The organism is Streptococcus oralis (assembly GCF_023110435.1).
In the GTDB taxonomy this organism is placed as follows: domain Bacteria; phylum Bacillota; class Bacilli; order Lactobacillales; family Streptococcaceae; genus Streptococcus; species Streptococcus oralis_CF.
In genome coordinates, this window is sequence record NZ_JALDWB010000001.1 from 595,011 (window position 1) to 617,286 (window position 22,276).

22 protein-coding genes are annotated in these 22,276 nt (G+C 38.0%); 19 read left to right on the plus strand and 3 right to left on the minus strand.

Annotation, left to right across the window (positions count from 1 at the left end; genetic code table 11):
• Nucleotides 1–83: 83 nt before the first annotated feature.
• The 17 genes from M1F97_RS03055 to M1F97_RS03135 all read left to right on the plus strand — a co-directional run bounded on the left by M1F97_RS03055 (nucleotide 84) and on the right by M1F97_RS03135 (nucleotide 18,505).
• Nucleotides 84–833, plus strand: coding sequence for a CPBP family intramembrane glutamic endopeptidase (locus M1F97_RS03055; protein WP_247944147.1), 750 nt, complete (start codon nucleotides 84–86; stop codon nucleotides 831–833).
• Between the two features lie 222 nt (nucleotides 834–1,055).
• Entirely contained in the window at nucleotides 1,056–1,682 is a 627-nt protein-coding gene (locus M1F97_RS03060; protein WP_247944148.1) for an SAP domain-containing protein, read from the plus strand.
• A 163-nt stretch (nucleotides 1,683–1,845) separates the two neighbouring features.
• A complete protein-coding gene (locus tag M1F97_RS03065) occupies nucleotides 1,846–2,727 on the plus strand; it encodes a diacylglycerol/lipid kinase family protein (protein ID WP_247944149.1) in 882 nt (293 codons plus the stop codon).
• A gap of 63 nt (nucleotides 2,728–2,790) precedes the next feature.
• Nucleotides 2,791–3,282, plus strand: a complete 492-nt coding sequence (locus M1F97_RS03070) for a phosphoribosylanthranilate isomerase (RefSeq protein ID WP_247944150.1) — start codon at nucleotides 2,791–2,793, stop codon at nucleotides 3,280–3,282.
• A 175-nt stretch (nucleotides 3,283–3,457) separates the two neighbouring features.
• On the plus strand, nucleotides 3,458–5,197 hold the full coding sequence (locus tag M1F97_RS03075) for a glycoside hydrolase family 13 protein (RefSeq protein ID WP_247944151.1): 1,740 nt from the start codon (nucleotides 3,458–3,460) through the stop codon (nucleotides 5,195–5,197).
• Nucleotides 5,198–5,353: 156 nt separating this feature from the next.
• Nucleotides 5,354–6,229, plus strand: a complete 876-nt coding sequence (locus tag M1F97_RS03080) for a DUF4300 family protein (RefSeq protein WP_247944152.1) — start codon at nucleotides 5,354–5,356, stop codon at nucleotides 6,227–6,229.
• 243 nt (nucleotides 6,230–6,472) lie between these two features.
• Nucleotides 6,473–8,266 carry a KAP family P-loop NTPase fold protein gene (locus M1F97_RS03085; protein WP_061416887.1) on the plus strand — a complete coding sequence of 598 codons (1,794 nt, stop codon included), beginning with the start codon at nucleotides 6,473–6,475 and terminating at the stop codon, nucleotides 8,264–8,266.
• A 144-nt stretch (nucleotides 8,267–8,410) separates the two neighbouring features.
• Complete coding sequence (locus M1F97_RS03090; RefSeq protein ID WP_125847540.1) at nucleotides 8,411–8,722, plus strand: hypothetical protein; 312 nt, start codon at nucleotides 8,411–8,413, stop codon at nucleotides 8,720–8,722.
• Nucleotides 8,723–9,268: 546 nt separating this feature from the next.
• Nucleotides 9,269–10,729 carry an aminotransferase class I/II-fold pyridoxal phosphate-dependent enzyme gene (locus M1F97_RS03095; RefSeq protein WP_247944153.1) on the plus strand — a complete coding sequence of 487 codons (1,461 nt, stop codon included), beginning with the start codon at nucleotides 9,269–9,271 and terminating at the stop codon, nucleotides 10,727–10,729.
• Complete coding sequence (speE, locus tag M1F97_RS03100) at nucleotides 10,730–11,590, plus strand: polyamine aminopropyltransferase (RefSeq protein ID WP_000366713.1); 861 nt, start codon at nucleotides 10,730–10,732, stop codon at nucleotides 11,588–11,590. It abuts the gene before it with no gap.
• On the plus strand, nucleotides 11,587–12,846 hold the full coding sequence (locus M1F97_RS03105; RefSeq protein ID WP_061416884.1) for a saccharopine dehydrogenase family protein: 1,260 nt from the start codon (nucleotides 11,587–11,589) through the stop codon (nucleotides 12,844–12,846). Before speE ends, M1F97_RS03105 begins: the two co-directional genes overlap by 4 nt.
• Nucleotides 12,846–13,973, plus strand: a complete 1,128-nt coding sequence (gene nspC / locus M1F97_RS03110) for a carboxynorspermidine decarboxylase (protein WP_247944154.1) — start codon at nucleotides 12,846–12,848, stop codon at nucleotides 13,971–13,973. The genes M1F97_RS03105 and nspC overlap by 1 nt, the downstream gene beginning before the upstream one ends.
• Nucleotides 13,970–15,055: an agmatine deiminase gene (gene aguA / locus M1F97_RS03115; RefSeq protein ID WP_061416882.1), complete on the plus strand. Its 1,086-nt coding sequence runs from the start codon at nucleotides 13,970–13,972 to the stop codon at nucleotides 15,053–15,055. The genes nspC and aguA overlap by 4 nt, the downstream gene beginning before the upstream one ends.
• 9 nt (nucleotides 15,056–15,064) lie before the next feature.
• Nucleotides 15,065–15,940 (plus strand): N-carbamoylputrescine amidase, encoded by an 876-nt coding sequence (gene aguB / locus M1F97_RS03120; protein WP_247944155.1) that lies wholly within the window; start codon nucleotides 15,065–15,067, stop codon nucleotides 15,938–15,940.
• Between the two features lie 144 nt (nucleotides 15,941–16,084).
• Nucleotides 16,085–16,822, plus strand: coding sequence for a TraX family protein (locus M1F97_RS03125; RefSeq protein WP_061416880.1), 738 nt, complete (start codon nucleotides 16,085–16,087; stop codon nucleotides 16,820–16,822).
• A gap of 106 nt (nucleotides 16,823–16,928) precedes the next feature.
• Complete coding sequence (locus M1F97_RS03130; protein ID WP_061416879.1) at nucleotides 16,929–17,627, plus strand: response regulator transcription factor; 699 nt, start codon at nucleotides 16,929–16,931, stop codon at nucleotides 17,625–17,627.
• On the plus strand, nucleotides 17,627–18,505 hold the full coding sequence (locus M1F97_RS03135; protein WP_247944156.1) for a sensor histidine kinase: 879 nt from the start codon (nucleotides 17,627–17,629) through the stop codon (nucleotides 18,503–18,505). Before M1F97_RS03130 ends, M1F97_RS03135 begins: the two co-directional genes overlap by 1 nt.
• Nucleotides 18,506–18,543: 38 nt before the next feature.
• Here the strand turns inward: M1F97_RS03135 and M1F97_RS03140 are convergent, their stop codons facing one another.
• The 3 genes from M1F97_RS03140 to M1F97_RS03150 all read right to left on the minus strand — a co-directional run bounded on the left by M1F97_RS03140 (nucleotide 18,544) and on the right by M1F97_RS03150 (nucleotide 21,172).
• Complete coding sequence (locus M1F97_RS03140; protein WP_000581981.1) at nucleotides 18,544–19,299, minus strand: ABC transporter permease; 756 nt, start codon at nucleotides 19,297–19,299, stop codon at nucleotides 18,544–18,546.
• Nucleotides 19,300–19,309: 10 nt separating this feature from the next.
• Nucleotides 19,310–20,218, minus strand: a complete 909-nt coding sequence (locus M1F97_RS03145) for an ATP-binding cassette domain-containing protein (RefSeq protein ID WP_247944157.1) — start codon at nucleotides 20,216–20,218, stop codon at nucleotides 19,310–19,312.
• A 144-nt stretch (nucleotides 20,219–20,362) separates the two neighbouring features.
• A complete protein-coding gene (locus tag M1F97_RS03150) occupies nucleotides 20,363–21,172 on the minus strand; it encodes a Cof-type HAD-IIB family hydrolase (RefSeq protein ID WP_125448387.1) in 810 nt (269 codons plus the stop codon).
• A 145-nt stretch (nucleotides 21,173–21,317) separates the two neighbouring features.
• Here M1F97_RS03150 and M1F97_RS03155 point away from each other — a divergent pair, with 145 nt between their 5' ends.
• Together M1F97_RS03155 and M1F97_RS03160 are read left to right on the plus strand one after the other, a co-directional pair.
• On the plus strand, nucleotides 21,318–21,779 hold the full coding sequence (locus M1F97_RS03155; RefSeq protein ID WP_125448386.1) for a MarR family winged helix-turn-helix transcriptional regulator: 462 nt from the start codon (nucleotides 21,318–21,320) through the stop codon (nucleotides 21,777–21,779).
• A complete protein-coding gene (locus M1F97_RS03160) occupies nucleotides 21,772–22,191 on the plus strand; it encodes an EVE domain-containing protein (protein WP_125448385.1) in 420 nt (139 codons plus the stop codon). The genes M1F97_RS03155 and M1F97_RS03160 overlap by 8 nt, the downstream gene beginning before the upstream one ends.
• Nucleotides 22,192–22,276: the final 85 nt, after the last annotated feature.

Here is a 22,276-nt window from a genome sequence, read left to right on the forward strand (position 1 = left end):
AGAATATAGTTAGTTATAAATCGAGTGCAACTTAGAAGCAGAAAAAATATTATTCATAAAATAATCAAGCTAAGGAAGATAAAATGACAGAAATTGACAAAAAGAATTTAAAAAATTATCTTTATTTTACATTTGGAGTTACTTATATAGCTTGGGGTCTTCTTGCCATATTTACACAATCTGAAATTTTGGGATTAGAAACTTTTATAGGGAGAATATTGCATATAATAGGTGCACTCGGACCAGCTATTGCAAGTGTGTTTTATTTGAAAAGCAATAATATAAAATTTAAACATTTTTTATTTTATAAGAAAGAAAATAGTAGTATCTATTTCATTATTCATATGTTAGCAATTTTGATACTATTTTCTGTATCTTCCTTAGAATTAAATGGAGTATCAATTTATCTGATGCCAATATTCTTTATTCAATTAATTTTTTTCGGTGGTGGACATGAAGAACTAGGATGGAGAGGAATATTACAACAGTTACTTGATAAAAAATATACATATTGGCAATCTAATTTGATTGTAGGATCTATTTGGGGGATTTGGCATCTTCCTTTATGGTTTATAGTTGGAGAAAGTCATCAAGGATTTCCTTTTATTTTATTTTTTATATATACATTATTTTTAAGTTTTGTTTTAGGGCTTCTTTATCGCCAAACGAAATCTGTGGGGTACTGTATATTATTTCACGCGTTCGCAAATTTGTTAAATCTCTATTTTGTGTTAAAAATTAATGTTATTTTTATTATCATTTTTATTGGTTATTTAATTTATACTATATTGGCTAGTAATAGAATTAGTAAGGAAAAAGATTTTAAATTATAGAATAAATGTTGTTTCTTTTGAAAAAAGTGAACAACTTTTCGTTCCACAGTATCATTTTAAAATGTTTTTAATTGCCTTTTGTTTATTAGTATAAAAGCAGAATATTACCTCATGTTGAGTGTGTAAGTTTGTTAGTGAAACGTGGCTAATCCTCAAAATAAATAAACTAAAACTCCATTATTTTGAGATGACAACCTAAATTGACTTTAAGGAGGTATTATATTGATAGAGAGCAGACCTGAGTTTGAAAAAATCACATCCTTTGATGAGTTTAATAAATACTATTGGTATCGTGATGAACTTTCACAGATATGCAAGTCATTAGGGCTTGAATATAGAGGTACAAAACAAGAACTCAATGATATTATTGAGCAGTACTTTAAGGGGAATTTGATTAAAAAATCATCAATAAAAAGCAAGAAGAAACAAGTAGAAGTCGTTACTTTAGATACGCCCTTACTTGAATGTAGATTCTCCTTTAATGCACACTTTAGAGAATATTTCTCAACTTTAACAGATGTTTCGCCATTTAAATTTACTGCCGATATGGCGACAGCTTGGAGAAAAGTAAAAAGGGAAAATGATTTGAGTTTTACAATCCAAGATATGCTAAAAGTTTATTATGGAAATTCAGATTATGCCAAGTATGATCATTCGGTTTGTCAATGGAACCAATTTTTAAAGGATTTCTGTGCAGACGAAAATAGTTGTAACTACTCAAACAAGTTAAAAGTTGCTTCTATTCTTTGGAAAGAAGTTAGAAATTCAAGTAATGAAAAAATTTATTCAAAGAATCTTTTGACTGAATATGCTGATAAAATAAAAGAGTGTGGCGAGATAGTTAAATAGAAGTGACTTGCTTTTGATAATCTGAATTTTAAACTAGCTATTATACATTAATGCCCAGTACGTCAAAGTTCTTTTTTCTGAGTTTTCATTATATAATAGCATTATATGTAATGAAATATATAGCAACTCTAACATTTCTATTTAAAATTCAAGGAGAAAATCAATGAAAAAAGCAATGGTAATTATTAACCCTACCTCTGGTGGGGAAAAGGCTTTGGATTATAAGGTTAAGCTGGAGAATAAGGCCAAGGATTATTTTGAGCATGTGGAAACCAAAATTACTGAAAAAGCGCTAGATGCGACACATTTTGCTGAGGAAGCGTCTCGTGAGCAGTACGATGCAGTGGTTGTGTTTGGTGGAGACGGGACTGTCAATGAAGTCATTTCAGGTATTGCTGAGAGAGACTACACTCCGAAGTTAGGGATTATCCCTGGCGGTACGGGTAACCTCATTACGAAACTTTTGGAAATCAATCAAGACATCGATGGCGCGATTGATGAACTCGATTTTAACTTAACCAACAAGATTGATATCGGTAAAGCGAATGATAACTATTTTGGTTATATCTTTAGTATCGGTTCTCTGCCTGAGGCGATTCACAATGTTGAAATCGAGGACAAGACAAAATTCGGTATTTTAGCCTATGCTGTAAATACCATGAAGTCTGTCATGACAGATCAGGTCTTTAACATTAAGGTTGAGACAGAAAATGGAAATTATGTCGGTGAAGCTAGTCATGTTTTGGTTCTCTTGACAAATTACTTCGCTGACAAAAAAATCTTTGAAGAAAACAAAGACGGATATGCTAATATTTTGATTCTAAAAGATGCTTCTATATTCTCTAAATTATCTGTCATTCCTGATTTACTAAAAGGAGATGTTGTCGGCAATGATAATATCGAGTATATCAGAGCGCGTAATATTAAGATCTCTTCAGATAGTGAATTGGAGTCAGATGTTGACGGCGATAAATCGGACAACCTACCTGTAGAAATCAAAGTCCTAGCTCAGCGAGTAGAAGTATTTTCAAAGCCGAAAGAGTAGAAGGTAAAAATTACTTTATTATTTACAACGAAATTAAGTTCTATATCAACGATTGGAGGAGGAATGAATTCTCTATTTGATGAATTTCGAACAATTTGTTCTCATTTAAACCAAGTCGGAATCACTCCGACGCTCATGGGGTCTTTGGGGTTTGAATACCGTTCAAATGAAGAATGGGGGCCGTCTGACATTGACATTCATGTGCCTGGCGACCCTAGAGGTTGGGAAGCACCTGATCATCTCAGAATTTATGACTGGGACAAGATAATGAAAGTGATGAAACACTTAGGCTATGGCTTAATAGATATTCATGAGCATGAATTCCAAAAGGATGGCCTGAGTGTTGAGTTTGGAAGTATCGATTCTTTACCTGATTTTGCAGGAGTTTCGGAATCGGATATAGAGCTGATTCATCTAGATGACATCACTTTTCGTGTTCCAAATCTAGAACAGTATTTAAGTATTTACAAGGCTTCTTCCCAAGACTCCTATCGAAATGATCACAATAACAATAAGGATTTTAAAAAAATTGAGTGGCTGGAAAGACATTTGTAAATTATCATATGAAAAGTAGTAAGTTGTATGACTGGCTGCTTTTTTATTTATAGAAACAAACCACTTGAAACTACGGACAAGCCTTGCAAATAAAATACGAAAATAGTATACTAGATTCACTAGCAATAAAAACGTTTGCGTTGAAATGATTACAGATAGTTTAGGAGAAAATGTTATGGAATTAACAGCCATTTACCACAGACCAGAGTCGGAGTATGCTTATCTTTATAAAGATAAGACAATGCACATTCGCATTCGAACGAAAAGAGGAGATATCGCAAGTATCAACTTGCATTATGGAGATCCTTTTATTTTTATAGAGGACCGTTATGAAGATAGTAAGGAGATGAGTAAAGTAACTTCTGATGCTTTGTTTGATTACTGGCAAGTGGAGATTACAGTTGGCTATGCACGACTCCAGTATCTCTTTGAACTCAAGGATAAGCAAGGTCAGATGATCTTATATGGCGATAAGGGTTGTGTTGAAAACACGCTAGAAAATCTTCATTATGAAGGAAATGGATTTAAAATTCCTTATATCCATGAGATTGATGCTTGCCATGTTCCTGACTGGGTAGCAGATACGGTATGGTACCAGATTTTCCCAGAACGCTTTGCTAATGGGAATCCTGTGATTTCTCCAGAAGGGGTGCTAGCTTGGGATTCCTCTATCAAACCAAAGACGAGCGATTTCTTTGGTGGGGATTTACAGGGGATTATTGACCATCTGGATTACTTGCAAGACTTAGGTATTACAGGTCTTTATCTCTGTCCGATTTTTGAATCCCCAAGCAATCACAAGTACAATACGACGGACTATTTCGAAATCGACCGTCATTTTGGAGACAAGGAAACCTTCCGTAAATTGGTAGATCAAGCCCATCAGAGAGGCATGAAAATCATGCTGGACGCTGTTTTCAACCATATCGGAGACCAAGCTCCACAGTGGCAGGATATTCTCAAATACGGTGAAAATTCTGTTTATAAAGACTGGTTCCATATTCAAGACTTTCCAGTCGTTAAAGAAAATCTCGTTAATAAAAGAGAATTATCCTACCATACCTTTGCCTTTGAGAGCTATATGCCTAAGCTCAATACGGCAAATCCTCAAGTGAGAGACTATTTGTTGAGCGTTGCGACCTACTGGATTGAAGAGTTTGATATCGATGCTTGGCGCTTGGATGTGGCAAATGAGGTGGACCACCAATTTTGGAGAGATTTCCGCAAGGCTGTCTTGGCTAAAAAGCCTGACCTTTATATTCTTGGAGAAGTCTGGCACACGTCTCAGCCTTGGCTAAATGGCGATGAATTCCACGCAGTCATGAACTATCCTCTCTCTGACAGTATCAAGGATTATTTCTTGCGCGGGGTTAAGAAGACCAGTCAATTTATCGATGAGATCAATGGTCAGTCTATGTACTATAGACAGCAGATTTCGGAAGTGATGTTCAATCTTCTGGATTCTCACGATACGGAGCGCATTTTGGCTACGGCCAAAGGTGATACACAACTTGTTAAGTCTGCCCTTGCCTGCCTCTTTTTGCAGAGGGGGACGCCGTGTTTCTACTATGGAACCGAGTTAGAGTTAGATGGAGGACCAGACCCAGATTGTCGTCGTGTGATGCCTTGGGATCATGTTTCTGACAGCAATGACATGCTTAATTTCATGAAGAAATTGATTCAGCTTCGCAAGAGTGTTTCAGACATTATCCAACATGGAACCTACAACCTAAAAGAAATCAAGCCGGATGTGGTATCTTTAACATGGAATTATGATGGACAAAAAGTCCAAGCTATTTTTAACCAATCAGCAGAAAATTATCTTGTAGATAGTGATTCTGTAGTACTAGCAAATCATTGCGAAAAACTAGGCCACCAGCTGGAAATTTTGCCTAAAGGTTTTGTCATTCAATAAAAAATATGATTAAAAAGACTGTAATGAATGGGTGATTCGTGCAGTCTTTTTTTGACTTATGTAGTATAATATAGCTAAGTCAACGATTACTAGCTGAATGATTAGTGAATGGTGTTTAAAATGAAAAAGAGATTTGTACTCTAGAAGGAGAATTGCATGAAACGAACGAGAAAAGTAGTAGCCTTGGGACTATGTTTACCCTTATTACTTGGATTGGCTGCTTGTCATCAAAATAATACGAGGACTGAAGCTGCAAATCAGACACAGACCAGCTCAGATAAAGTTCCTTGGACGGCTTCATATACCAATCTAAACAGTCAGGTCAGTACCGAAGAGGTCAAATCTCTCTTATCAGCTCACTTGGATCCAAATAATGTTGAGACATTTTTCAATCTTGTTACAGACTATAATGCGACTGTCGGCTCCACTGGCTTAAGTGGTGATTTTGCTTCCTTTACAAAGACCGAATACGATGTTGAGAAAATCAGCAATCTCTGGAATCAAAAAAAAGGTGACTTTGTCGGGACTAACTGCCGTATCAATAGCTATGCGTTATTAAAAAATTCAGTCACGATCCCAAAACTTGAAAAGAATGATCAGCTTCTTTTCGTGGATAACGATGCTATCGATAAGGGAAAGGTATTTGATGCGAAAGATAAGGAAGAGTTTGATATTCTATTTTCTAGGGTGGAGACGGAAGCAACGACGGATGTAAAGATTCACGCGCAGAAGATGGAGAAATTCTTCTCCCAGTTTCAATTTAATGACAAGGCTCGAATGCTGTCTGTTGTGTTACATGATAATTTGGATGGAGAGTTTCTTTTTGTCGGGCACGTTGGTGTTTTAGTGCCAGCTGAGGAGGGTTTCTTATTTGTAGAGAAACTGACTTTTGAAGAGCCTTATCAAGCGATTAAGTTTGCGAGCAAGGAAGATTGTTACAAGTATCTATCCACCAAATATGCGGATTACACAGGTGACGGTCTAGCTAAGCCTTTCATCATGGATAATGAAAAGTGGGTTGAAGGTTATTAAGGTAGGCAAGGGAGAAGAAATATGGGGACAGTAATAGCGTTTTAGTTCTTATTCTTATCGAATTCTTGGCTGTAAACATTAGTCTGTGAAGCAACAGAAGATGAGAAGTAGAATTTTTTGTGACATATCTACAACAACAATTGCTTTTTAAGACCTCAATATTAAATGTCATTAACATAATATAAATTGAGTGTTATTCTTAATTTAGCATATTCTATATAAAATATTTTGAAAGGAAATTATATGTACAATTCATTTTCTGATATTCCAACTGTAAAAGACGAATTTATGATTGACAAATACATTCTTGGGTTATCAAATTTTATTACTGGATGCGAAACTCCTTTAACACTAGCTATTCAAGGCGATTGGGGAACCGGAAAAACCAGCATCATGTATCAAGTTGAAGAAAAACTTAAAGAAAAATCGTCAAGTAATTCAAAAAGAAAAATTAAAACAATATTTTTTAATACTTGGCAATATTCACAATTTGATATGGATAAGGATTTAGCAGTCACGTTAATTACAGATTTAATTGATGAATTAGAAGTAACTGATGTAGATAAAAGAGAGAACTTTAAAAAATCTTTGGCAGTTATTACAAAAAGTATGGAATATCTAAAACTAGATTTTGGCCTCTTAAACATTGAAAAAATTAATAATCAACTTCTAAAATTAATAAGCAATGAGGAAAAAGCTAATAATTTAAAAAATCTGAAACAAAATCTACAAAGTATCATTGATGACTTTGTTAAAGAAAATAATTATGAAAAGATAGTAATTTTCATTGATGACCTTGACAGATTGGTTCCAAAAAAAGCGATTGAATTCCTAGAAATTTTAAAACTTTTCTTAGATTGCAGAAATTGTGTCTTTGTTTTAGCTATTGATTATAATGTTGTTTTAAGAGGAACAAAAAGTAAGTATGGTGATGATTTGGACAACGAAAAAGGAAAAGCTTTTTTTGAGAAAATAATTCAAGTGCCTTTTACTGTACCTGTTGCAAATTATCATATGGAGAACTTTGTTAAAGTCTCTTTGAAAAAAATTAATTTTTATTTTAATGATGACGTTACACAGAATGTAACTCAATTAATTAGAGACTCAATCGGAAATAATCCTCGCAGTGTTAACAGATTATTCAATTCTGTTAGCCTTTTAATGCATATTATAAATTCAAATAATGAGTTAGAAAATGATGACAAATTACTAATCATAGCTACAGTATGTTTTCAATTACGATTTGATGAAGCTTATGACTATTTATTGACTTCATATAACAATAGTCCAGAAGATTCTGAAGAAACCAAATATTTTCTCATTGATTTACTTGAAAATTCATTTGAAATACCTGACGATGCCGATTATAATTCTCTTGTGTCTCGCTATGGTATCTTTAGTTTTAAAAATCAAAAAGAGTTAGAATCTTTCAGAAAATTTTTTAATACTTTAAAATTATTGCTTAAATATAATGTTGATAAATTAGAAGTTGAAGAGTTAGAAAATTTGATGAAAAGAATGAGCTTTTCAAATACAATTTCAACCGGAAACTTCGATATAGATATAAATAAAACCTCAACTCAAAATCATTCACCGAATGAAGATGTTCAATTCGTTATTCGCAAATTATTTAATACACTGGTTAATACTAATCATTTCGACCTTTCGAAACCAGAGTATTTTGGAAAAGAGAGGAAGGAAGAACGCGAAAAGCCAATTTCATTAGATTTTATAAAGATAGCTAATGAATATAATATAGTTCGATTAACACAAGGAAAAGGACAAGGATTAAATATTTACTCTCAAAATAATAAATCGAACTCAATTTATATATCAGGTGATACTTATGGAAATATAAATAATGATGGTATACAAATCTATGTTAATAAGAAACTAGTAGGAAAGATTAATAGAAACACCTATAAACATTTTAAAGCTAAAACGTTACGACAGAATCTCCAAAAATATGACGAATTTGAAAAAACTTTTTTAAGTGATTTTTCAAGTCTCTTAGAGGATGCAAAAAAATATTTTTAACTTTTTTAGTGCTTTTTGATTTCACTAGTTGACTAAGCAATGCAATCTCATCATTGCGCATATTTTACAAAGTTTATTATTTGTAGTTTCTCTAATATTGGTATATAATTTAATATAGAGTGATTTCTAGATAGGAGAGGGATAATGGAATTAAAAGATTTTACTGAAAAAGAACAGGACATGATAAAGCAGGGACTGACAACTTCTGAAATTAGCGATAAGGAAACCGCTGCGAAAATCCTTGCCCTAGTACCTCAGGAATGGATCAAACGCATTCCTTTTTTCGTGCGAAAACACGCTACAACTCGAACAATAAAGCGTATTTCTATCGAACATCCAGAGCTCTACGCAGTTGCCAATAGAAGTGGTGAAATCCCTGAAAAAGAGCGTGAAGAATTGCGCCAAATTATTACAGATATTTTCCAAGAAAAAATGAATAAGCACAAGATTAAATAATTTTGAGAGGAACTAAAAATTAGTTCCTTTTTTAATCGTTTTTAGTTGATTGGACTTTAACTTTTGGGTAGTAATTTAACTATTCGCGAACAAAATTTAAGAAAATTTAAAAAAAGTACTTTACAAGCTCTTGTAAACATGATATAGTTATAAGGCTTAGAAAATGAGATGATGTTTTCTAGCAAATATAAACCCGAGTAAAAAATGCCTACGGACAGGCAGGGTTGAATGCCGAAGCGTGGTTGAAAAGCCACATTATTGATAGGGTTAAAAGCCTACTTTTATAAGTTGATGTTAGGACGCTTGTCCTAATTCATAAATTTTAGTGTGGTGAAAGCACACGTCATCTTGTGAAACGATCAATAAAGTACGTAATATTTGCTACTAGAGAGTTAGGAAACATCGGGAACAGACATACTCAACAGAAACCAAAATAAAAACGTCAGAAGATTGCAGAGCAGGTGAAAACCTGCTCTTTTTTCATAAGTCAACCTTTGGTCGCCCTCATTATTTTGAGGTGCTAAAAATACGGTAAAGGAGTATGTCTTGAGAAAGTTAGATCAGAACCAGGCCCCTATTTATGAAGGTCTGATTAAGTTACGAAAGAAAAGGATTGTTCCCTTTGATGTACCAGGTCATAAACGCGGACGGGGAAATCCAGAACTTGTTGAATTGTTGGGAGAAAAATGTGTTGGCATTGATGTCAATTCTATGAAACCCTTGGATAATCTAGGCCATCCCATTTCGATTATTCGAGATGCAGAGGAGCTGGCTGCGGATGCTTTTGGAGCAGCGCATGCCTTTCTCATGATTGGTGGAACAACATCATCTGTTCAAACCATGATTCTTTCCACCTGCAAGGCTGGAGATAAGATTATTCTGCCGCGAAATGTTCACAAATCTGCTATCAATGCGCTGGTTCTATGTGGTGCCATTCCCATCTATATTGAGATGAGTGTAGATCCTAAAATTGGCATCGCTTTAGGTCTTGAAAATGACCGTGTTGCACAGGCCATCAAGGAACATCCGGATGCTAAAGCTATCCTAATCAACAATCCTACCTACTATGGTATTTGTTCAGACCTCAAGGGTTTAACGGAAATGGCTCATAAAGCTGGCATGCTGGTTTTAGTAGATGAAGCTCATGGAGCGCATTTGCATTTTACAGACAAATTGCCACTATCTGCTATGGACGCTGGCGCTGATATGGCGGCGGTCTCTATGCATAAGTCTGGTGGGAGTTTGACCCAGAGCTCCATCCTGCTTATCGGGGAGCATATGAATCCTGAATATGTTCGACAGATCATTAACCTGGCACAGTCTACATCTGCCTCTTACTTGTTGATGGCAAGTCTTGATATTTCACGTCGTAATCTAGCTCTTCGTGGTAAAGAGTCTTTTGAGAAGGTTATTGAACTATCCGAGTATGCTCGTCGTGAAATCAATGCTATCGGTGGTTACTATGCCTACTCAAAAGAGTTAATAGACGGTGTGTCGGTCTGTGATTTTGACGTGACCAAGCTGTCAGTCTACACTCAGGGTATTGGCTTAACAGGTATCGAAGTTTATGACCTCCTGCGAGACGAATATGATATTCAGATCGAGTTTGGCGATATTGGCAATATCTTGGCTTATATTTCCATCGGCGACCGCATCCAAGATATAGAGCGTCTGGTCGGTGCTTTGGCTGATATTAAGAGACTCTATTCAAGAGATGGAAAGGACTTGATTGCTGGAGAATATATCCAACCAGAGTTAGTGCTGTCTCCTCAGGAAGCCTTCTATTCAGAGAGAAGAAGTTTGACCTTGGATGAGTCTGTTGGACAGGTCTGTGGGGAATTTGTCATGTGCTATCCTCCAGGGATTCCAATCCTAGCACCAGGTGAACGTATTACACGAGAAATTGTGGATTATATCCTATTTGCCAAAGAACGTGGTTGCTCCCTCCAAGGGACGGAAGATCCAGAAGTCAATCACATCAACGTTATTGATAGAAAGGAGAACTAGATGGATTTGTGGTTTTCTGAAGTTCATACTCCAGATGTGAAATTATCTTTGAGAACAGCTAAGCAACTCTACGCTGGAAAAAGTGAATGGCAGGATATAGAAGTATTAGATACTCCCGCTTTTGGGAAAATATTAATCTTAAATGGCCATGTCTTGTTTTCAGATGCAGATGATTTTGTCTACAATGAAATGACCGTCCACGTACCGATGGCTGTCCATCCCAATCCAAAGAAAGTCTTGGTTATAGGGGGTGGCGACGGCGGAGTTGCCCAAGTATTAACACTCTATCCCGAACTGGAGCAAATTGATATCGTGGAACCAGATGAAATGCTTGTTGAGGTTTGTCGTGAGTATTTCCCAGACTTTGCTGCAGGGCTAGATGACCCTCGTGTTACGATTTATTATCAAAATGGACTGAGATTTTTGAGAAACTGTGAAGATGACTACGATATTATCATCAACGATGCGACGGATCCATTTGGACATACGGAAGGGCTCTTTACCAAGGAATTTTATGGAAACAGTTACAGAGCTCTCAAAGAAGACGGTATCATGATTTATCAGCATGGTAGTCCTTTCTTTGACGAAGATGAGTCAGCTTGCCGAAGCATGCACCGTAAGGTCAATCAAGCCTTTCCAATCAGTCGGGTTTATCAGGCGCACATCCCAACCAGTCCAGCTGGCTATTGGCTATTTGGATTTGCATCGAAAAAATACCACCCTGTTAAAGATTTTGATAAGGAAGGCTGGAAAAAACGCCAGCTTTTCACAGAATACTACACTGCAAACTTACATGTGGGAGCCTTTATGTTGCCTAAGTATGTAGAAGACATTTTAGAAGAAGAGGAAGGGAAAAAATGAGTCGTCTATTAGTTATCGGATGTGGGGGCGTTGCCCAAGTTGCTATTTCAAAGATTTGCCAAGATAGCGAAACATTTACAGAGATTATGATTGCTAGTCGTACAAAGTCAAAATGTGATGATTTGAAGGCTAAATTAGAAGGCAAAACAAGTACAAAGATTGAAACAGCTGCTCTTGATGCTGATAAGGTAGAAGAAGTGATTGCTTTGATTGAAAGCTACAAACCAGAAGTCGTTTTGAACGTAGCTTTACCATACCAAGACTTGACCATTATGGATGCTTGTTTGGCGACAGGTGTCCACTATATCGACACTGCTAACTATGAGGCTGAAGATACAGAAGATCCAGAATGGCGTGCCATCTACGAAAAACGCTGCAAGGAACTTGGTTTTACAGCCTACTTTGACTACTCATGGCAATGGGATTATCAGGAGAAATTCAAAGAAGCAGGTTTGACAGCTCTTCTTGGTTCTGGTTTTGACCCAGGTGTGACCAGTGTCTTTTCAGCTTATGCTCTGAAACACTATTTTGATGAGATCCACTATATCGATATTTTAGACTGTAATGGTGGTGACCACGGTTATCCGTTTGCGACTAACTTCAACCCAGAAATCAATCTACGCGAGGTTTCTGCGCCAGGTTCTTACTGGGAAGATGGAAAATGGGTCGAAGTCGAAGCAATGTCTATCAAGCGTGAGTACGATTTCCCTCAAGTTGGACAAAAAGACATGTATCTCCTTCACCATGAAGAAATTGAATCATTGGCTAAGAACATTCCTGGTGTCAAACGGATTCGTTTCTTTATGACCTTTGGGCAATCTTATCTAACGCACATGAAATGCTTGGAAAATGTCGGACTCCTTCGTACGGATACCATTAACTTTAACGGTCAAGAAATTGTGCCAATCCAATTCTTGAAAGCCTTGCTTCCAGACCCTGCAAGCCTTGGTCCACGCACAGTTGGGAAAACCAATATCGGCTGTATCTTTACAGGTGTCAAAGATGGCGTTGAAAAGACTATCTATATCTACAATGTTTGTGACCATCAGGAATGTTACGCAGAAGTTGGTTCACAAGCCATTTCTTACACGACTGGTGTTCCAGCCATGATTGGGACAAAATTGGTTATGAACGGTACTTGGAAACAACCTGGAGTTTACAACCTTGAAGAATTGGATCCAGATCCATTTATGGAAGCTTTGAATGAGTACGGCTTGCCATGGGTTGTGGTTGAAAATCCACAAATGGTGGACTGATGAAGTTAGAACAAGTACCAACACCAGCCTATGTCATTGACTTAGCCAAACTAGAAGACAATTGTAGGATTCTTCAACAAGTACAGGAAGAAGCGGGCTGCAGGGTTTTACTGGCCCAGAAGGCTTATTCACTCTACAAAACCTACCCCATGATTAGCCAGTATCTGTCTGGTACGACAGCTAGTGGACTCTATGAAGCGAAGCTGGCTAGAGAAGAATTCCCGGGGGAAGTCCATGTCTTTGCGCCTGCTTTCAAGGAATCAGATATGGAAGAGCTACTGCAAATATCTGACCATATCGTTTTTAACTCCGAGAGACAATTGCGTAAACACGGTCCTCGTTGCCGAGAGGCTGGTATCAGTATCGGTTTGCGCCTCAACCCACAGTGTTCAACTCAAGGAGATCACGCGCTCTACGATCCTTGTGCACCTTGCTCCCGTTTTGGAGTGATTTCAGACAAGATACCGAGTGATTTGCTGGACTTAGTGGATGGACTTCATTTTCATACCCTTTGTGAGCAAGGGGCGGATGATTTAGAGACAACCTTGAAAGCGGTAGAAGCTCAGTTTGGTCCTTATTTACATGAGGTCAAATGGCTCAATATGGGTGGCGGCCACCACATCACAAGAGAAGACTACGATGTGGATTTGCTGATTTCTGAGATTAAAAGAATTCGAGAAACTTACAATCTTGAAGTCTATATCGAGCCGGGTGAAGCTATTGCGCTCAATGCGGGTTATCTAGCAACTGAAGTATTGGATATTGTCGAAAACAGTATGGAAATCCTGGTTTTAGATGCCTCCGCGACCTGCCATATGCCAGATGTACTTGAAATGCCCTATCGTCCACCTTTGAGAAATGGATTTGAGGCGCAGGAAAAAATCCATACCTACAGACTTTCTTCCAATACCTGTCTGACGGGCGATGTGATTGGTGATTATAGTTTTGAAAATCCAGTCCAAATCGGTGATAGACTTTACTTTGAAGACATGGCAATCTACTCCTTTGTCAAAAATAATACCTTTAACGGTATTGGCTTGCCAAGTCTCTATCTTATGGACGAGCAAGGAGACTGCAGCTTAGTCAAAGCCTTCGGCTATCAAGACTTCAAAGGGAGATTATCATGATAGACAGTCCAAAGAAATTAGGCTATCGTATGCCAGCAGAGTACGAACCACACCATGGCACTCTCATGGTATGGCCAACTCGACCAGGATCATGGCCCTTTCAAGGAAAAGCTGCTAAGAAGGCCTTTAGCCAGATTATCAAGACCATAGCAGAAGGGGAAAGAGTTTACCTTTTGGTGGAGCAGGACTATCTATCTGAAGCCAAATCCTATCTTGGAGACAAGGTCGTTTATTTAGACATTCCCACCAACGATGCCTGGGCGCGTGATACGGGTCCGACTATTCTACTCAATGAAAAAAGAGAAAAGTTGGCAGTCGATTGGTCTTTCAATGCTTGGGGTGGTGCTGTTGATGGTCTCTACCAAGACTATGAAGATGATGACCAAGTAGCCAGTCGGTTTGCTGAGGTCTTGGAAATGCCTGTCTATGATGCCAAACCTTTTGTACTGGAAGGCGGAGCCATACACAGCGATGGTCAAGGAACCATTCTTGTGACTGAAAGCTGCTTACTCAGTCCTGGACGCAATTCCCACCTGTCTAAAGAGCAAATCGAAAACACCTTATTAGAGTGCCTGAGCGCTGAAAAAGTTATCTGGCTGCCATACGGTATTTATCAAGATGAGACAAACGAGCACGTTGATAATGTTGCAGCCTTTGTAGGTCCTGCAGAGCTTGTCTTGGCTTGGACAGATGATCAAAATGATCCTCAGTATGCCATGTCTGCAGCTGACCTTGAGCTCTTAGAGCAAGAAACAGATGCAAAAGGTCGTCACTTCACCATTCATAAATTGCCAATCCCAGCGCTTCATCAAGTTGTAACCGAAGAGGATTTGCCAGGCTACATCTATGAAGAAGGTGAAGAGGAGCGTTATGCAGGTGAACGTCTTGCAGCTTCCTATGTAAATTTCTATATTGCCAACAAGGCTGTCCTTGTTCCCCAATTTCAAGATAAAAACGACCAAGTTGCCCTAGATATCCTCAGCAAGTGTTTTCCAGACCGTAAGGTCATAGGAATACCAACCAGAGATATTCTCTTAGGTGGTGGCAATATTCACTGTATCACCCAACAAATCCCAGAATAGGAGAAAAAGATGAGAAATGTTAGAGTTGCAGCGATCCAGATGCAATGTGCCAAGGATGTGGCAACAAATATCCAAACAGCGGAACATTTAGCTCGCCAAGCCGCAGACCAAGGCGCGCAAATCATTCTCTTGCCTGAATTATTTGAACGTCCCTATTTCTGTCAGGAACGCCAGTATGACTATTATCAGTATGCCCAGTCGGTGACAGAAAATACAGCCATTCAGCATTTTAAGATGCTTGCTAAGGAACTACAGGTTGTTCTACCGATTAGTTTTTATGAAAAAGATGGTAATGTCTTGTATAACTCTATTGCTGTCATTGATGCAGATGGAGAGGTACTGGGCGTTTATCGGAAGACCCACATACCAGATGACCATTATTATCAAGAAAAGTTTTACTTTACGCCTGGCAACACAGGTTTCAAGGTCTGGGATACTCGCTACGCTAAGATTGGGATTGGTATCTGTTGGGATCAATGGTTCCCTGAAACAGCGCGCTGTCTTGCTCTGAATGGTGCTGAATTGCTCTTTTATCCAACAGCCATCGGTTCAGAGCCAATTTTGGATACGGATAGTTGTGGACATTGGCAACGTACCATGCAAGGCCACGCAGCAGCAAATATTGTTCCAGTCATTGCAGCCAATCGTTATGGTTTGGAAGAAGTCACTCCTAGTGAGGAAAATGGCGGACAGAGTTCCAGTCTTGACTTCTACGGTTCGTCCTTTATGACGGATGAAACAGGAGCTATTCTAGAGCGAGCTGACAGGCAAGGTGAGGCTGTTCTGTTAGCAACTTATGACCTTGACAAGGGAGCAAGCGAACGCCTCAACTGGGGCTTGTTTCGAGATAGAAGACCAGAAATGTACCAACGAATTACGGACTAGAAGGTAACTTTCAGAATAAACTTTTGATATTCACGCCTGTCTTACAAAAATGTAAGATAGGCTTTTTAAATGTAAGATAGGTGTACGATTATATGTAGAAATGTATGCTATACTCTATGTAGATCAAAAAGAAAGAGGTTTATTATGAAAAAATGGAATGCGACACAGTTGAAGTACCTGATGGCGGCAGTAATGGTTCTAGACCATATCCCTCATATCACAGGGATCGTTTCTCCTCTGTGGGAAGGTATTTTCCACGCTATGACCCGTTGTGTGGGAGTTTGGTTTGCCTATATGGCTATGGAAGGATTTATCCATACTCGAAACCTGAGAGACTACCTCATCCGCCTCTGGTCTTGGGCGCTTATCATGTTTGCTGGAAATAGCCTCCTCAATGCCCTATTTGCATCTAAAGGAGTAATGGTCACTAATAACATTTTTCTGACTCTGGCCATCGGTGTCACCATGCTTTGGATTGGTTTTCCTCGAAAAGAGTTGGATCAAAAAGAGAAGTTGTGGCGTCGGATTGGGCTTGCTGGTCTCTTGATTTTCGGTTGTCTTTTTACTGAGGGTGGTATCACCATGCTACCATTTCTCTTGATTAGTTACTCTTGTCGAAATCGTAAGGGATTGCGAAATCTCCTCTATACTCTACTTTGGGCCTTCCTGTTAGTGACTTCTATCCATACCTATGACACTTGGTACCAAACCTTGGAAATGATGCTTTACAATTCTGACTGGCTCTTTATCACCGTATTTCCTTTTATGGCCTTGTATAATGGACAGCGAGGACAAGAAACCAGTTGGAGTAAATATTTCTTTTATATTTTCTACCCGGCTCATCTATGGATCATAGCTTTGATTGCTTATTTGGTTAAGTAGATTCAATTTTCATTAGCTCCTTCTTGCTTAAAATGTGAGAGAAGCTTTTCTGTATCTGGAATTCCTAATAAAACATGTTATAATAGTTTTAGAAAGGACGAGGTTTATGGCAAGCATACTTGTAATTGAAGATAATAATGAAATCCAGGAAATCTTAAGAACCCTTCTTGCAGAGGAACACGAGGTGATACAAGCCTTTTCTGGTACGGAAGGTATCATGCAATTTGACAAAGGAGGCATTGATCTCGTTTTGCTAGATATCATGCTTCCTGGGAAAAATGGCGACCAAGTCTTGCAAGCCATTCGACAAACTAGTCAGACTCCGGTCATCATGCTCACTGCTTTGGGTGATAAAAAGTTCATCAGCCAATATCTACTAGACGGTGCCAATGATTATGTAGTGAAACCTTTTGATTTGGACGAAGTCTTTGCCAGAGTCACCGTGCAATTACGCCAAAGTGGTGAACATCAGTCAGGAGATCGAAGAGAAATTGATAACCTCGCACAAAGCTTTAAAAATATCCAGTTCGATGCGGATAGTTTTGAAATAAGTAACGCAACTGAAACCATTCGCCTTGCAAAGAAAGAGTGTCAGATTCTCCAAATGTTGCTCCAGTATCCTAAAAAGATCTTCACCAAAGAAGAACTCTATGAATTGATTTGGGAAGAAAGTTACCTGCCTGGAGACAATACGCTCAACACCCATCTAAGCAATCTCCGTAAAAAACTGCATCAACTGGATCCAAATCACGAGTACATCGAAACCATTTGGGGAGTTGGTGTTCGATTAAAAGGAGATAAGTAATGATTTACATTTTGATATCAATATTACTCCTTACTAACATTATTTTGGCGATTTCTTTGATTCGCTATCATATAGCAATTAAAGATTTAAGCAGACAAATCGAAGAAAAGATTCGCTCTGGTAGCATGAAGAGGATCGGTGTAAATTTCTTTTCAAAGACCATTTTGCGACTACATAACCAAATTGAGAATCTATTTCAAGAAGTGGAAGAGAATCAGCTAATCATGAAGCGTGAAAAACGCACCCTAGATATGGCAGTCAGTAACATCGCTCATGATATTCGGACACCTTTGACAATCGCTTCAGGATATACTCAGCAACTAATAAAACATCCCGATAATAGTGCAGAAACCTTAAATAAAATAGCCCATCATCTTGATTTGGTTTCCAAACGTTTGGAAGCTCTCCTTGAATACCGTCATCTGATGGAAGGAGCAGTCAAACCGAAACAAGAGGAGCTTGATTTATCAACTTTTATAACGAAAAAGACTTTAGCCTATTACGATGTTTTTCAAACTTCACATATTGTTCTTGATTTTAACGTCGAACCAGGATTGAAAACGACGACTGATGAGGACTTGCTTGATCGAATTATACAAAACCTCCTTGGAAATGTTCTCAAGCACGGCAAGGAGAAGGCTCGACTTTCTTTGAAAAAGGAAGAAAAAGGACTTGTTTTGGAAATAGATAATCTAGTCAAAAAACCTATTAAGAATATAGACAATCTCAGTAATCGTTTTTATTCTGAAAATATGTCGGATACAGAAGAATCCTCTGGTTTAGGTCTTTATATTACTGAGGAATTAGTTCATCTTCTTGGAGCGGATATGAAGCTAGCCACTGATGGAGAATGGTTTTCAGTCTTTATTTATTTTTAACAGAAGAAACCTCCTCTATATTCTAGAGGAGGTCCTTTTTATAAGCTTTTCTTCTTGAAAATAATCAGTCCACTGAAAGAGAAGAAAAGTATGACCGTTACGCAAACCGTGATGGTATAGAGAATAGATTGACTATTACTAGTCATAGCATAGGCAAAATCTAGGATTAAATATCGTAGAATTTCAATGTCTGGGAAAAGAAGCATTGGCGTAGAAAGAATGATAGAACTAATCAGATAGCCGATAAATACAGCAAGATAAGAATGAGTCAGGTAGAGAATAAAGGAAACAATCGAAAGCCAAGCGAGAAGGCAGAGAAATTGAAGGGAAATGGTTATCAATAGATTGCCAATAAATCCATCAGGCATGGTCCCAAATCCATTTAAGATAGTTGCTGGAATAAAGGCAATAACAAGGCTGGCGATGAGTTGTAAGAGAGCAATACTTGCTAGAACAAAGGATTTAGCAAGGAAAAACTCTGTACGAGAAACGCCAACTGTCAAACTATTTTTATAGAGTTTGCCGATTAAATCAACTCCAAGAACGAGGCATGTCAGGACGATGCAGAGAAAAACGAGGTTTGAACCATTGCTAGACGCGTTGATAAGAGCTTGGACCCCGTCCCAACCTTTGGTCGGAAATTCTGTTTCAGGTGTAGTATTTACTGACATTAGATGTCCTGTAGCTCCTATTGTTGCGCCCATTAGCATGAGAGCAAAGAGAATGAACTCTGTAATCCAGAATCCTTTGGAGCGAAAGAGACGGTAAAAATCTGCTCGAATGGTATGTATCATGATTTTTCTCCTATTCTACCAATTGTGTGAAGTATTCTTCTAGGTTTTGACGGGCAAAGTATATCTCATCAATAGCAACATCAGCCAAAGTTAGTTGCTTAAGAATCTGTTTGACATCTTGTTCATTTCCAAAGATATGGATTTCATTTTCAGGGTTCACAACCTTAAACTGGAGCTGGATTTGTTCTTTCAATACCTGACAAGCTCTTTCTTTGTCGCTTGTTTTAAGAACAATATAATCCTCACTTAGTGTTTCAAATTCAGCTTTACTGATTTCACGGATAATCTTACCTTGATCCAGAATTCCAAAGCGATTAGCTAGGAGATAGAGTTCAGACAAGATATGGCTAGAGATGAGAATGGTTATGCCTTTTTCTTGATTGAGCCGTTGAATCATCAGACGAAATTCTTTGATTCCAATCGGATCGAGACCGTTAATGGGTTCATCTAAGATAAGGAAGTCGGGTTTCGATAGGAGAGCAATGGCAATGCCAAGTCTTTGTTTCATTCCTAGCGAGAAATCACGAAAGACTTTCTTCCCTGTATCTGACAAACCTACATAGTCCAGTGTTTCTTGAATGACTTTATCAGCATTTGGGATATGACGAATCATACAATAATATTTCAGATTTTGATAAGCTGTTAAATGATTATGGGCTACAGGTGATTCGATAACAGAACCAACTCGAGATAAAGCCTTGGTCCACTCATTTTCTTCTTGGCTAGAAAAGAGGGAAACTGTACCTTTGTCCGCAAACAGTAGTTGTGTAATTATTTTGATAAGAGTAGTTTTCCCTGCTCCGTTTTTTCCAATTAGACCATAAATATCTCCCTCTTTTATCGTTAGATTAAGATCTTGAAGAATAGCTTGTTGGCCGAATTGTTTGGTCAGTCCATGAATTTCGAGTACTGTTTTCATGATTTTCTCCTTTTGATTTATTTTTCTAACTTTAGTATAAGCTATAGAAATCAAGGAAAGTTCAAGTATTTCTAAAGAGTTTCTAAAGTTTTCTGATTTTTAAAATGTCAAAAACCCAGTTAAGGATTTAACTGGGTTTTTTCTCTATAAAATATACTTCTCAATGGCACGCGCGACGCCGTCTTCTTCATTGCTGGCTGTAACGTCATTGGCAAGGGATTTGACATAATCGCTGGCATTTCCCATTGCAATGCCAAGCCCTGCAAATTGGAGCATTTCAATATCGTTATTAGCATCGCCCATAGCCATAATTTCTGAGGAATCAATCTTCAGAATCTCTGCCAGTCGTGAAAGAGCGGTAGCCTTTGTCGTTCCAAGTGGCATGGCTTCATAAATGACAGGCTGCGAACGAACGCCACTGAATCGTTGACAGAGTTCTGTAGCAAAACGCTCTTCAAAATCGTCTGTTTGCTCCTCTGTACCTAAAAACATACCTTGGAACATACGGTACTTGCCACTGGTAGCTTCCCCAAGAGAAACTTCAGTCAGATCTGAAAAGACTAGCTTGGCATCATTTTGGATGACTTGATTAGGCTTGCCACCGAGGACAAAATAATGTTCCTCATCAAAAAGAGTCAACTGAACATCGCTTTTTTCTGCTAGGTCATAGAGGTATTCAATGTCAGCTGGACTGAGTTCTTGCCAGTCAATTAGCCCCCAGTCACTGGTCTGGTGGGTTGAACAACCGTTATTGACAATGACATACTCATTCTGGAGGTCGAGTCCCAATTTTTTGTAGTAGGGGAGGACACCGAAAAGTGGACGACCCGTACAGAGAACTAGTTTGACACCTTTTTCAATGGCTTGGTGAATGGCAGTGATGTGTTCTTGTGGGATTTCCTTGGCCTCATTGAGGAGGGTTCCGTCCATATCCAAGGCTAGTAGTTTAATCATAAGACTTCCTTTTCTATGGTTTTACTTTTATTATAGCATATAGACTATAAAATGTCTGACAGAATTGTAACATTTCACTTTCCTTTTCTTGAAAAACAAAATAAATTCTTATATAATATGTATACTTAATAGTTAAGGAGAAATAATGTCAAAGTATTACTTTAATTCAATTTACAAAAATGATGAAACAGAGTCTACAGGTCTTCTTTTCATCAAAGTCTACAACAAGTGGGAAAGTAATTTAAAAAGAGTTTTGAAATCGGTTGGCCTCACTTTGCCTCAATTTATCGTTTTAACCTCGCTCTTGTTTTTGAACAATAGAGAGGAATATGTAACACAAGTTGATATTGCTCGGTTTACTGGTATGGATGTCATGACGGTTTCCCAGATTGTTAGACTACTGGAGAAGAAGGACTACATTAGACGTGATCAACATCCAAAGGATAGTCGGGCAAAACTGGTCTCAGTGACGAAGTCTGGCGCGGAGAAGGTCAATCAAGCTTTACCCTTAGTAGAAGGGATTGATGAAAAATTTTTTGAAAAACTTTCTAACGATAGAGAAAGTTTTAATCGCATGTTAGCAGTGTTGGAGGATAAAAATGCCTAGATATTGGGTCGGAGTTGTTTCAAAGAACCATGTTTTAAGAGGAGTTGAAGGAAATTTTTGTCAGGTCTGTCATGGAAAGGGCGGCCCCTTAAATCGTATGAAAAAAGGTGACTATCTTTTATACTATAGTCCAAAATACGATATGAATGGTCAAGATAAGTTACAGGCTTTTGTGGCCGTAGGTAAAATTATAGATGACAAAGCCTATCAAGTAGAGCAATTTGAAGGATTCTTTCCCTTTAGACGAAATGTCGAGTATTATCTACCAGTCAAAGATTGTTCCATAGAAATAGTCAGACAACATCCTGAATGGAAAGACTATACTTCTCGACTTCGTTATGGACATTTTGAAGTTTCCAAAGACTTTTTCCTCCATATTTTTCAGCATATGAAAGTGGATGATGAAGCTTGATTGATTCGCTAGTTAAATGATTGTCAACAAGAATTTTGGATTTGGACTGTGAGGCGAACTTTGCTATAATAGATTAAGAAACTTT